At 50.0% G+C, this 13,048-nt stretch carries 11 protein-coding genes; 4 read left to right on the top strand and 7 right to left on the bottom strand.

The window, feature by feature from the left end; all coding sequences use genetic code 11:
• Positions 1 to 39: 39 nt before the first annotated feature.
• Together KME12_11045 and KME12_11040 are read right to left on the bottom strand one after the other, a co-directional pair.
• Positions 40 to 588, bottom strand: coding sequence for a porin family protein (locus KME12_11045; GenBank protein ID MBW4488313.1), 549 nt, complete (start codon positions 586 to 588; stop codon positions 40 to 42).
• Positions 589 to 793: 205 nt separating this feature from the next.
• Positions 794 to 2,974, bottom strand: coding sequence for a pentapeptide repeat-containing protein (locus KME12_11040; protein ID MBW4488312.1), 2,181 nt, complete (start codon positions 2,972 to 2,974; stop codon positions 794 to 796).
• A gap of 528 nt (positions 2,975 to 3,502) precedes the next feature.
• Here KME12_11040 and KME12_11035 point away from each other — a divergent pair.
• The gene (locus KME12_11035) at positions 3,503 to 5,368 is read left to right on the top strand and encodes a tetratricopeptide repeat protein (protein ID MBW4488311.1); all 1,866 of its coding nucleotides are present in this window, start codon (positions 3,503 to 3,505) and stop codon (positions 5,366 to 5,368) included.
• Between the two features lie 148 nt (positions 5,369 to 5,516).
• Entirely contained in the window at positions 5,517 to 5,945 is a 429-nt protein-coding gene (locus tag KME12_11030) for a hypothetical protein (GenBank protein MBW4488310.1), read from the top strand.
• A 179-nt stretch (positions 5,946 to 6,124) separates the two neighbouring features.
• Here KME12_11030 and KME12_11025 read toward each other — a convergent pair whose 3' ends face one another.
• The 5 genes from KME12_11025 to KME12_11005 form a co-directional block, all read right to left on the bottom strand.
• Positions 6,125 to 6,505 carry a hypothetical protein gene (locus KME12_11025; GenBank protein MBW4488309.1) on the bottom strand — a complete coding sequence of 127 codons (381 nt, stop codon included), beginning with the start codon at positions 6,503 to 6,505 and terminating at the stop codon, positions 6,125 to 6,127.
• Between the two features lie 34 nt (positions 6,506 to 6,539).
• On the bottom strand, positions 6,540 to 7,805 hold the full coding sequence (locus KME12_11020) for a glycosyltransferase family 4 protein (protein ID MBW4488308.1): 1,266 nt from the start codon (positions 7,803 to 7,805) through the stop codon (positions 6,540 to 6,542).
• A 263-nt stretch (positions 7,806 to 8,068) separates the two neighbouring features.
• Positions 8,069 to 8,494, bottom strand: coding sequence for an anti-sigma regulatory factor (locus KME12_11015; protein ID MBW4488307.1), 426 nt, complete (start codon positions 8,492 to 8,494; stop codon positions 8,069 to 8,071).
• 122 nt (positions 8,495 to 8,616) lie between these two features.
• On the bottom strand, positions 8,617 to 9,099 hold the full coding sequence (gene petD, locus KME12_11010) for a cytochrome b6-f complex subunit IV (protein ID MBW4488306.1): 483 nt from the start codon (positions 9,097 to 9,099) through the stop codon (positions 8,617 to 8,619).
• A 139-nt stretch (positions 9,100 to 9,238) separates the two neighbouring features.
• Positions 9,239 to 9,886 (bottom strand): cytochrome b6, encoded by a 648-nt coding sequence (locus KME12_11005; GenBank protein ID MBW4488305.1) that lies wholly within the window; start codon positions 9,884 to 9,886, stop codon positions 9,239 to 9,241.
• A gap of 607 nt (positions 9,887 to 10,493) precedes the next feature.
• Here KME12_11005 and KME12_11000 point away from each other — a divergent pair.
• Both KME12_11000 and KME12_10995 read left to right on the top strand, forming a co-directional pair.
• Positions 10,494 to 11,729 (top strand): PDZ domain-containing protein, encoded by a 1,236-nt coding sequence (locus KME12_11000; protein MBW4488304.1) that lies wholly within the window; start codon positions 10,494 to 10,496, stop codon positions 11,727 to 11,729.
• Positions 11,719 to 12,933 (top strand): HD domain-containing protein, encoded by a 1,215-nt coding sequence (locus KME12_10995; protein MBW4488303.1) that lies wholly within the window; start codon positions 11,719 to 11,721, stop codon positions 12,931 to 12,933. Before KME12_11000 ends, KME12_10995 begins: the two co-directional genes overlap by 11 nt.
• Positions 12,934 to 13,048 lie beyond the last annotated feature (115 nt).

Raw genomic sequence — 13,048 nt, 5'->3', positions numbered from 1 at the left:
TGCCCTCGACTGTCGGGTGGGCCGAACACCCCCTACAAGTTAAAATCTCATGCCCACCCCACCTTGCACTGATACCGCTGTGCCTCCAGTCTCACGGTAGGCATCAAAGGCAATGATGGCATTTCCAAAAACTACGAGTTTGCTGTTGGGTAGAGCGTAGTCAATGCCTGGTTGAATGGCGAAGGCATCTTGATTCCCCAAAGGCGAAGTAGAATCCCCCTCTGAGAAGGAGTATCCCGCCCCAATATAAGCATCTGCTTGCCAATTCAGTGGGATATCGTAAGACACCGTTGGTACGATCGCCGTATTATCGTTCAGAATCAGGGCTTGGGCTCTCAGTGAAATGGGCAGCTTCAGCAGTTTGTAGCGAGCGGCAATGACTAAAGCATTTTCGCTATCTTCGTTGATGGAGCCATCTGTGAGACCAATGGCGGGACCAATGCCAACGTAACTACCATAGGCAGCCTGCGCGGATGCTGCTGATGGGGTGAAACATACCATCCCTAGTGCTACGGTGCTTCCCAGCGCGATCGCCTTAGCTCTCCCAGCCCAACTTTTGCCTTGCGACAGGCGCTTCAGACACTTCATTGCCAATTCCTCACTACCAGTAGCATTGATTGATTGTCTCGCTCAATTCAACTTCAGGCGTCAGCGCTTGCTCTGGGCTGACTTATCCACAGGTCTATTCAAGCAAATTCCTAGCTTTAAACTAGAGATCTTGTTACTTATTTTCACCCAAGCAGAGCCATAATCTAGCTTTTTTGCTTAGCGACATTTGCTTAGCGACATTTGCTTAGCGACATTGAGGATGGCGACCGCCTTGAGCGCAAATATAGGTGATTTGAGTAGGGCTCAAGTTTTGAGCATCGGCAAAATTGACCCCTTTCAGCCTGCTCGGTTGGGAGGTACTAGGAGCTAACTGAATAAACTGGCTTGATGACTTTGGCGGCGAGGCAGCTAAGGTTGCGCCTTGAAAGTCCGCCCCAGCCACATTGGCTCCGCGTAAGTCTGCCTGTCTGAGATCCGCATTCCGGAAACTCACGTTTTGGAGCTGAGCATTTCTGAAGTTAGCTTCTGCTAGTTGTGTAGAGCTCAGATCAGCATGCTGGAGCCTAGCTTGGCTGAAGTCAGCTCCCGTCAAGTCAGCTCCCTGCCACTCGGAGCGTACTAAGTTAGCCAACTGAAACTTTGTGGCTGTAGCACTGGCTTGCCCCAACCGGGCAGATTGCAAGTTGGCCTGAGAAAAGTCAGCATTACCTAAGTCGGCACCTGTGAGGCTAGCACTATCTAAAACAGCTTGGTGGAAGTTGGCGGCAACCAGCTTGGCACTACTAAGATTCGCTTTAGACATGCGAGCATGGGACAAATCGGCCTTGTTGAGAATGGCACGAGTTAGATTTGTGCGATCCATCAAAGTATGACCTAGAAAAGCGCCTGTTAAGTTGGTGTCTTTGAGTTCCGCACCACTCAAGTCAGAGATCCAGTCGTCGAAAGTCCCCCAACGCTCGTCTTCTCCAGCTCCATAAAAGCGGCTTCCTTGTAGGCTTGCCCCGGCGAGAATCGCGTTTTTTAGTTGGGTCCCTGAGAGATCGATGCGGTCCAAAACCAGCGTAAACTGGGCGGCTCCTTTATCTACACGACCTAAATCTACTCGACTTAAGTCGGCAGCATGCACTTGACCGCTGTAGATGGTGAGAAGTTTAGCGATCGCTCGTTGGGTAGCCCGACGTCTCAAGGCTAATAATCTGTACTCTCTTTCGTTATTGCCATGTCGCAGCGATTCCAAATCGTTCTTCAAGGCTTGATTGAGCCGTTGTAGATAGGGCAAAGCGTCTGGGCCACTACTGACTAGAGCTTGCTGAATTGCGTCGATCAGGGCGGGTTTGTCTTCCTGCCCCAGCAAATCTACTAAGAGGGGAACTGCGCGTGAGTCATTCACGGTACCCAGTGCCAAAATCGCGCCTTGCCGTTCATCCGGTGCACCCACTGAGTTAGGCGTAAGCTTACTCACCAACGCTAAAAAAACTTGATTATCTTGCTGCTTAAACTCCCGACGATTGGCTTGGCTTTGCACATAGACCTGAGTCCCGACAAAGGTACCTAGTACCAAACCCACGCTGGAGAGCGACACAATCAACAATGTCATGCCGGGGTGTTGGCGCATCCAGTACCACAGACCTTGCCCCCGCCAGCCTTTTTCCGGTGTTAGTACAATGGCAGCGATCGCAGCATCTTCCTCGCTCCAGTGAGATGACTGCTCTGACCAGCCCTGGCTGTCGCGCCGCAAAACTTGAACGCGATCGCTGTAGAAGGGGGTGGGTTGGGCTGCATCGATTACAGTCGTGCCAGTTAAGCGATCGTGCCAAGCGCGACGCCGAGAGTTGAACCGGGCACTGAAGTTTTCACCAAGTACCAGAAAACTAGCCAGCCCCAACAAAATGCTGAGGTCGGGGAAGGCACCACTGTAGCGCCAGATCGTGTAGGCGATCCCCAGAGGCAACCCCCACCGACCTACTCCTTCTCGCATGACTGCTCTCAAAAAGCCTGGGGGTGCTCCTGTCGCTGTTACTACCTTGACCGCAAACCAGCGTTTTGGTTGAGTTTTACCAGTTTTAGCGAGTGAGTACAGGTTGAGTCCTGCTACTACAAATGGAGCTACGACCGCCCCAGACCATAGTAGGTTCGTGAGGGGAGGCACCGTCCGGTTACGATCCCCCACTGGGATTGCTAAGGTTTGGGCGATCGCGGACTCAGCTTTGGCGACAAATGGGTTCAAGGGCACAGGTTCACTGGAGGAGTGCAACTTGGCATACTCCCCCAAGCTAAAGGGCACCCAAGCACTCGCCACAATCAAAGACACCTCAATCATCCAGGCTCCACATCGTCGAGGTAGCAGAGGCAGACGTTTGAAGCGCCAACTGGTTAGCGTTGATTGAGAGCGATTAGTGCTTCTCCTGACTGTTGGGCTCGCCATCTTCAAAAACTCCCCGTCACTAGTTATGCAGTCTATTGGTTCTTGTAATTCTTGGGTAGAAGGTCTTGGCCTCTAGTAGGTCTTTGCCTATGTAGAGCCGAGATGAGCTAATTAGGGCGATCGCGGCGTTAATTGATGACTCATTAGCATTTAGCACCCTGGCTGGCGAGCAGTAATGAGGCTTCCTTCACGAAACCAGTGCGTATCTGCGAAGCGATACACAAACTAGTGAACATACATCTTGTAAGCTGCCCTACCCAGAAAGCTACCCTGGTAAAGTAGGACAAATTCCTGCCCTAAGCCAGCCAATGCAGAAGAAATTCAGCTAAATTACAACTTCTGAATTTCCACAGCGATCGCGACAATGGTAGGGACAGCAGTGGAGTCAGTAAATTTACTGTTGTGTCTGCGATTGTAGCGAACGGAAGTCTCCTGAGCACGCTCAGTTTATAAGAAAAAATAAAAGGTTGGGCTGGTCTGATCTCCCGGTAAGGTAACTGAAAATTCTCTACCAAGCATTTAAACTCCATGTCTGATTCTGTGAGTGGTGCTACTCCACTAGCTAGTCGCTACCTAGAACTCATCGACCGCATCGTCGAAACGACTCTCAAGGGCAAAATCCGCTCTAAAGAACAGGTTTACCAAATGTTGTTGAACGAGGTGAGTCCTGGAACCGGAGAGATCTTTGAGCGTTGTTTGGGCGATCGCCTCAGCGCGGCTCAGCGCCAGGTTGAAATCCAAACCGATGAGTTAAAACTGGCCAAGGCCAATCGGATATTAAGAGCCTTACAAACCATTCAAGGTGAGTGGGAACGCTGGCAAGAGCAAAACCAAGCGACAGAAATGCTATCGACGGCGGTTCGTCAAGTTGTGGTGGCTGAGCCGCATAATCGTTTAACGGTTTTGCTACAAGTGACTGACCCCAATCGAGCCCAGATTGTAACGTTACAGCAGTGGCAACAACTTGCCAAACAACTGCAACAACAAGCTACCACTATCACCGAAGCAGAATCTCAGCAGCAGATGGAGCAGCTAGCCACAGGTATTGGGCGCGGGATCGAAGCTTGGCGTCGTTTGGAAGACCATCTGGTAGGCTGGATGTACGACCAAAGCCAAGGACAGCTAGGGTTCGAGGGCGTCTCAGGGCAGCGGGGGCCTTGGGCTTTGTGGGCCAAGCAGGTTGGTAGTCCCATCCCTCAAGCTTTATTCCAAGCCCTCGCCCAGGAGCAATCGGCGGCGGAGTGGAGCCGACATCAAACCGTAGACCTGGAAGATTGGGTGGAACTGACGGTGATCCTCCGAGGCCTACAACAAGGTTTAGTGACTTGGTTTGACAAACTCGTCTATGACTCTAAAGTGGGGTCTAAACTTTCCATCTCCACGTTTCTGGCGTTTGCTGTGCTGTGGTCTCAAATGGGAGTGGGGTTAGGCGATCGCTTTGCCGATGCAGCTTTCCAAACAACCCTGCAAATTCTGCGAACCTTTGCCCAGCGTGATTACTTTCCGCTCTATGGTGGCATCTTTGCCTCCTTTGCTGGCAACTACCTACGCGACGCCCTCAACTATCTAGATGAACCGTTGCGGCGGGCTGAAGGCACCCAAGAAAAAGCTAGAATTCTGACTCTATTGGGCTATTCTTTCCGTGCTCAAGGCCAATATGACCGTGCGCAAAACTTTCACCAACAAGCCCTAGAGCTAGCTCGTACAGCCGGCGATCGCCCCTGTGAGATTGCTAACTTTAACCACCTCAGTCGCGCTTGTGTAGCAGAAAAAAATTACGCTGAGGCGATCAACTATAGTCAGCGGGCCTTGATTCTGAGTCGTCAAGCTGGGGATCGCTTGGGTGAGGCTAATGCACTAGCAAATCTCGGTTACAGCGAAGTGCTACAAGCTCACCAGCTAGAACAAGCCGAACCCGAAACCTACGAAAGCGCGATTGATTATTTACAACAAGGCTTGAAATTGTCTGAGCGATTGGGCGATCGCCAAAGCCAAGCCCTTTGCCTCAGCAGTTTGGGGATCGCTCACATTGTCCTAGATCAACCGCAAATGGCGATCGCTTACCTAGAAGGTGGAATTCAAGCCGCACAGTTTTCAGGGGATCTCTATTTACAAGCTCGCAACTTGGCTCACTTAGCAGAAGCCTATTACCGTCTGCAAAACTTGGAAAAATCAGTTTATAGCGGCTGCTTGGGCATGTATCTCCTAGAGCAAATTGCTTCCAACGAGTGGCGACAACCCGCAGGGCTGTTGATGATTTTGCAAGGCCAAATGGGAGAAACAGGATTTCAAACTGCTTTGGCGCAGCACCGTCGCCAAATTGCCTCCGTGATTGGAGTCGATGGTTATGATCACATTCCGCAACTCCTCGAACAATATCGCCATTCAACCTAGCTCATTGGTTTTCTGCGGGTGTAGCGGCCTCAGTAATCACAAAACTTCTGTGACACTTTGGAAACATGAACATGCAGTTCCGCAATTTGCCCGAAATTACGGATACTGAAGTTAGGAGCCCTCCGTGCTTTTTGAGGGTTGACGCAAGATGAGGACATATCAACATTGGTTTGCTGTTCCTACAGCTCTCGTCGTAGCTCTGACAGTTGCTGGCACAGCTCAAGGTAAACCTCTATCTCTTGCTCCAGGTTTCAAGCCCGATCCCCAGGTGCTTACGGGCACATCGGGTGGGACTAAGAGTGGCGATTGCGGCTATGTGAGTGAAGCTCCCAGTCAGGTGATTCAGGTAACTCAGGCTGTTCCCTATCTGCGCTTTGCCGTCCAAAGTGAAGGTCAACCGACGCTGGTGATTGATGGGCCAGGGGGACGATTCTGTTCTTTAGCGGATACTTATTCTAAGAAGCCAGCCCAAATCTCTGGTTTTTGGTCTCCTGGTACCTATTCTGTCTATGTTGGCAATCGGGCCGCAGGGCAGCATGCTTACCAACTCTCGATCTCTCAGGCCCCCAATCCTTAACAGCCGCAGTTTTTGACTCCCTAAACCCACAAAAAGTGGATGGCTCCCTCAGAACCGTCCACTTTTTTGATCTGGTTTGATTTGATCTAGTTTGATCTAGCGGATTGATTAGGGCATGGATTAAAGCATTGGTTGGGGCGATCGCCTCAGTGAAACGCGCCTTCAGAGTGCGCCCTAGTCTAGCGATCCATCGGTTGAGCGGGTACTTCTATCGCTTGGACATCAATGGTTCCAGGGGGAGTCAGTCGGCTGAGGTGTCCCTTTTCCACTTTGAGCGCTTCACCACAACTAGAGCACTCAATCTGGGTTTGGTTGATCCCCGCCACTTCAGTTCCACAAACGGGACATTGAGCTTGCACTAGATTGCGCTTGAGCCACCAACGAAACCCCAGAAATGCAATGACTGGGGCGAGGCAAATGAACCCCACTAAGATGAGAAATGACTTCACCAACCAGCCTAAGCCAGCTAATCCTAACAACCAGATTAGGGCGAGGAATGGGAGCCAGCGACTTGCACCAGCGAGGGTTAACTGAAAATTTCTGAGGCTGTTTTGATTCACAGCAGTCTCCTAGAGGCAACAATTCTCGCTTTTTTTAGGATAGCTTTGATGGCTCCCCTAAGGGTGGACTTAGTAATTGTTTTAATTGCTGAGTCAATGCCTCAGCTCCAAACAGAGACAAAGCTTCTTGGCGCAACCAGACCCCATCACAGCGGCGATCGCGGGATTCTGCTGCAGTTTCAGTATTGCGTAAAAGTTCAATACAGGCGGCTGCTACTGCCTCTGAGTCGCGGTGAGGCACTTGCCAACCGAGTTTGCCATCTTGTAAAGGGTCCGCAGAACCATCTGCATCTCCTGCTACCACAGGCACCCCACAAGCCATTGCTTCCAGGTAGACAATGCCAAAACCTTCCTGTGACGGCATGACATAGGCATCAGCCAAGCGGTAATGTTCGACTAAATCTTGAGTCGGTACAAAGCCTGCAAATACCACCCGCTCCGCCACACCCAAATCTTGAGCGAGCTGAGCTAGACGAGGTTGGTCATCACCACGACCAATCACCAAATATTTCACCTGCGGAAATACTTCAGCGATCGCGGGCAAAGCTTGAATCGTCACATCTACCCCTTTGTACTTGTCGCCCTTCCAAAGCCGCGCTACGGTCATCAGCACTTTCGCTCCAGCCAAGCCGTATTTTTCCACTAGCGCTGGGTTTTTAGGGCCAGGGGTAAAAGCATCACCATCAACAATGCAAGGGAGCAGTTTGACTCGTTCTGGGTCTAGCCCATTCACCTCACAGGCGCGATCGCGGCTATAGCGGCTAATCGTCCAAATAGTAGTTGCCTGCTGTAGAGCTTTTTGCTCATGGGTTGGTAGCTTAACCCAAAATTCTTTGCCGTAGGTCAAGACCGTGTAGGGAATGCCTAGTGGTTGGCATAGCGCCTGAATTAGCGGTGCAAGATTGATATGACCACAAAAAACGCGCTCCGGACGATAGCGCAGCAGGTAAGCCAACAACTGAGCTGCTAATTTAATGCGTCCTAAGGCGGGGGGATGGGTTTTGAAATAATGGAAGCCGAGTGGACTGGGTTCCAGAGGATTGTGGTATTCTGGCCCATCCCGCAATAAAAATACATCGGCTTGATAAGGCCAAGCCATCTCTTGACCTGATGGCTCCACCAAGTCTGCGTAAGACTTTAGAACGTCCTTTATGTAGGATTGAATGCCACCTTCGCAAGCAAAAATTTCTAGAAATACGAAGACGTGGCGAGTGTTTTTAGTCGTAGTAGGCTCCAATTTTGTGACTTTGACTTCAGGCTTGACCGCTAAGATATCAGGTAAATGGCAACTTCCAGTCATCCATCATAACCGGAGCAAGTGACTCCGCTCCCCATAAGCATTTGCAGTTTTCGCACCCAAATTTTTAGGGCTAGAAGCCTTACCACCATAAAAGCTGATTAAATACTCAGTTTGCTTAGTCTTTAATCAATCAATATTGCTGCCAAATCCTAGCAAATAACTAGTTTGGATGCGCTCAAAAACCACCTAGATTAATCTAATCTTTTTGAAGCGGTGGCGGAACTTGGGGCAGAGCTTTATAAACCCTGGTCTCAAACTAGGGTCTACCGCACTTTGTACTTGACGATCAAAAGACAATTGCGCCCATCCGGCGATCGCTCATAGGTGGCTCGATCTGCCAAGCGTCGCAGTAAGAACCAGCCATAGCCCCCTTCTCGTAGCGTTCCAGGCTTCGGCTCCTCTAAAACATCTGGATTAAAAGGTTGACCATAATCCCAAATCTGAATTTCTAGGCGATCGTCCCAAAGTGCTAAATGGATATCGATTGCGGTTTCAGGCGGTAAGTCCTGATGGGCATGACGGACTGCATTCGTGAATCCTTCGGCGATCGCTAAAGTCAGGCGATATAGCTGGTGATCGGACCAAGCCAGCTGAGGTAGAAATTGGCGACAAAATCGTTCAAACCACTGTTGGATCTCGGTTAAAACAGTCAAGTCGCTGGGGACGGTTAAGTGGTCTTGCTGCAACATGCCCAAGGATCGAGCGGCAGATAAAAGGTACCTAAAATAATAACGCCTGCTTTGTTCTCCCTAGTGCAATCGGTTAGCACCGTGGAAGAACAAGCAGGCGTTGAGTTGAGCCTGGGGCTCTTTTAGAACAGACCTAAAGTCAGAGACTTGTCGATAGGGAATGTGGCCCCAATTCCTAGCCACAGAGTCACCAAAGTACCAAACAAAAAGATGGTGGTAGCAACGGGACGGCGGAAGGGGTTTTGGAACTTGTTCACGTTCTCAATGAAAGGAACAAGCATGAGGCCCAAAGGAATTGCACCCATACACACAATTCCCAACAGCTTGTTAGGAAGAATGCGGAGGATTTGGAAGACGGGATAGAAATACCACTCAGGCAAAATTTCCAGAGGAGTGGCAAAAGGGTTTGCAGGCTCACCCACCAAAGCTGGGTCAAGCACTGCCAAACCAACGCAGAGGGCGATCGTACCTGCAATTACAACTGGGAAGATGTAAAGCAAGTCGTTAGGCCAAGCGGGTTCACCATAGTAGTTATGGCCCATCCCCTTGGCAAGTTTGGCGCGAAGCTGTGGATCGCTAAGATCCGGTTTTTTAAGCGTTGCCATGATGTAAAAGTGCTCTCCTTTATTCTGAAGTCAGCAGGTAGAGAACGAGACAGCAATTAGACTTGAGCTATTGTTAATAGCCTAGTATAAGTGCTTTGAGCAAACTGTGAAGACTGGCTGTGAACTGCTTACAAGGTGCTTACAAAGGACCAGAGATTCCTTGCTTGCGGATCATGAGGAAGTGCAGCAGCATAAATACTGCAATCAACCAAGGCAAAACAAAGGTGTGTAAGCTGTAAAAGCGTGTCAAGGTTGCTTGGCTCACGCTGCTACTACCGCGAATTAGCTCAACGATAAAGGGGCCTACGACTGGGATGGCTTCAGGGACGCCAGAAACGATCTTGACAGCCCAGTAACCAACTTGGTCCCAAGGCAGGGAGTAGCCCGTTACACCAAAAGAAACGGTGATTACGGCCAAAATTACACCTGTCACCCAGGTCAGCTCACGAGGCTTTTTGAAACCACCAGTAAGATAAACCCGGAAGACGTGCAGAATCATCATCAGCACCATCATGCTGGCAGACCAGCGGTGGATGGAGCGGATCAGCCAACCAAAGTTGACATCTGTCATCAGGTACTGAACTGAAGCAAAAGCATCAGTTACGGTTGGCTTATAGTAGAACGTCATTGCAAATCCAGTCGCGAACTGGATCAAGAAGCAAGTCAGGGTAATGCCACCCAGACAGTAGAAGATATTGACGTGGGGAGGTACGTATTTGCTGGTGACGTCATCAGCGAGGGCCTGAATCTCAAGGCGTTCCTCAAACCAGTCGTACACTTTTGCCATAGAGCAAGAGTTCCTAAAACATGTATTGCTGTTTGTGACCTTTTCTAGTCTCTCAGAAGAAAGAGAATCTTGGGCATCGGCTTTAGTCAGCTGCTTATCCAAAGAATCTTCTGAGAGGCTCCCAATAATTACAGAACACTAGATTGCGGCTGATCTAGCCTGAGCTTATTGAGTTCAGATGTTCTATCCATTCTAGTGTGACCACACTAGTGTGCTATTAAAAAGCTGTCAGGTTGCCTCCTGAATCGCCATCAGCTCGTTGCTTGGGTGAAGCTTCCCCAAATGGGAATTAGGTGGCAGTCCTTGGAGCTAATTTGGGCTAAATGGATGGGCTAACTCATAGGAGTCTATAAAAAATGTAACATAGACCAGAAGAGGATTTCATGCCGGGATGGCTGAAGACGGGAGGGATTTGGTTAGCAGCTAAATCTCTCGCAGCTGTGGTGACAGAAAAGTTAGAGTGACAGAGTAGGGGGATGTTAAGTGTATTTTGCTAGGTGCGGGGCTCTACATAGCACTCATGCAAGCACACCCATTAAAGTTGATAGTTGATAGAACAGTGGTGACAGAACAATAGTAGTGGTGAGTAAAGCTAAGATTCGGTGCCATGCAAAAAAAGTGGATTGCTCAGATTGGGTTGTTGCTGATAGTGCCAATTGTGGTGATGTTGAGTTGGTCTACTCCAGCTTGGGCTTTTAGTGAGGAGCAGCGATTGGTAAATGAAGTTTGGCGGATTGTGAATCGCTCTTATGTCGATGAGTCCTTCAATCATCAAAATTGGCGATCGCTCCGTCAGCAAGTCCTCAGCCGTCCACTTGACAATCGCGAAGCTGCCTATGAAACGATTCAGCAAATGCTGGCAAGCTTGAACGATCCCTTTACCCGGCTGTTGCGACCCGATCAATACCGCAGCTTACAAACCAACACTTCTGGTGAGTTGACTGGAGTTGGCTTGCAGATTGCGCTTGATCCAGAAACGAGTGAGTTAAAGGTGATCGCGCCGCTTGAAAGTTCTCCAGCCGAGCAAGCGGGTATTCGCCCTGCCGATCGCATCTCACGCATTGATGGTGTTGCTACGGCTAAGTTGACTCTAGATGAAGCGGCTGAGAGGATGCGCGGACCCATTGGCAGCCGCGTGATCTTGACGGTAGCGAGAGCAGGGGAGTCTGAGCTGGATATTTCAGTGGTACGCGATCGCATTGCGATTAATCCGGTTTATGCTCAGCTACGCAAGTTACCTGAGCGCCCTCCTGTTGGTTACATCCGTCTCAATCAGTTCAATGCCAATGCCACTGTGGAATTAGCCAAGGCTGTCCATCGCTTAGAAGATCAAGGAGCAGAGGGCTACATTCTCGATCTCCGTAACAATCCTGGTGGTTTGCTGCAAGCTGGCGTGGAGATTGCTCGCTTGTGGCTGAACTCCGGTACCATCGTCTACACTGTGAATCGCCAAGGGATTCAAGATAGTTTTGAAGCGAATGGCCCCGCGCTCACTCAAGATCCACTTGTTGTCTTGGTGAATCAAGGCACTGCGAGTGCGAGTGAAATTTTGGCAGGAGCATTGCAAGACAATGGTCGCGCCGAGTTAGTAGGTGAAAAAACCTTTGGCAAGGGTTTAATTCAGTCGTTATTTGAACTCTCGGATGGCTCTGGCTTAGCGGTGACGGTGGCTAAGTATGAGACTCCGAATCACCAAGACATCAATAAGTTGGGCATTACCCCCGATCGCGTGGTGCCGCTCGAAGCTATTACCCGCGACCAAGTTGCTACCGAGCAGGATCAACAGTATCAAGCGGCTGTAGAATTACTGACTCAGCGTTCCGTGTTGGCGGGTGCTGCCTAATTCTAGCCGCACTTACCATGACCCCTTGCATGGGGCGATCGCGTTGGATAACAGTGATCCAACCGAAGCTTTACTAATTCGCCTGATTGATACACCTGCCTTTCAGCGGTTGCGCCGGATTCGTCAACTCGGCCCTGCTAGTCTCACCTTTCATGGGGCCGAAGGTTCTCGCTTTACCCATTCTTTGGGAGTAATGGCGATCGCGCGACGAGTGTTCGATCGCATTGCCAAACGTTATCCCCAGGTGCAACCCTATCGCCCCATTGTTCTGTGTGCGGCGTTGCTGCATGACATTGGGCATGGCCCCTTTAGCCACACCAGCGAAGAGATTTTTGGTAATCACCATGAGGCTTGGACCAGGCGGATCTTGCGAGAATCTGCTCCTGTCCGCCGACTTTTAGACCACTTTGACCCTAGTCTGCTAGACAGCCTAGAGCAGGTCTACTTGAAGAAATATCCTGTTGCTTTTGTCTGGCAGTTAGTCTCCAGCCAACTCGACTGCGATCGCCTTGACTACTTAATGCGTGATAGCTACTTCACGGGTACTTCCTACGGTAAGCTCGACCTCGATCGCATTTTGATGGCACTAAGCTATGACCCTGTAAGCCAGCAGTTGGTTGTCGCTCGCAAAGGTATGGCCGCGATCGAGCATTATTTGATCGTGCGCTACTTCATGTACGCCCAGGTTTACAACCATCCTAAAAACATTGCTGCAACTTGGGTGTTGGAACATGCTTTTAGACGTGCCTGTGAGCAATTTGCTTTGGGCGACATCGCAGCAGATGACACCGTTGCGGCTTGGCTTACTCAAGCGAGGACAGTAGGAAAAACGGATTCTCAGGGCAATGCTCTAGCAGAGGTGTTGCCACTTGCCCAATACTTGGCTGCTGATGATGGTGTACTAACCTACCACCTACAGCGTTGGCAGCATTCTGCTGATCCGGTGTTAGCAGATTTGTGCCGTCGTTTCCTCGATCGCGATCTCCTTAAAGCTCTAGATATTTCTGGCTTAAATCTCACTGAGCAAGAAAATTTGATGCAACAGGTATCGCTTTGGCTCGCTCAAGCAGGTTTCAGCCCTACTCACTACACTGGCATCCGTGTTGCTCGTAGCCGTGGTTACACGCTCTATCAACGGGGTATTAAATTACAAACCGCAGTGGGCTTACAAGAAATTAGTGACTTATCACCCTTAGCTGGATAAGACAAAAGCCTCACACCATAATCTTCGATTTGGTGTGAGATGAATGGCGCGTTAATTGTGGGGCGGTAGGTGAACTATGTTCGACGCGAGAACTTACCAGCCCCGCAATTAACAA

The sequence above is a fragment of the Trichocoleus desertorum ATA4-8-CV12 genome, from assembly GCA_019358975.1.
Lineage (GTDB): Bacteria > Cyanobacteriota > Cyanobacteriia > FACHB-46 > FACHB-46 > Trichocoleus > Trichocoleus desertorum_A.
This window is presented reverse-complemented; position numbering and strand designations above follow the sequence as displayed.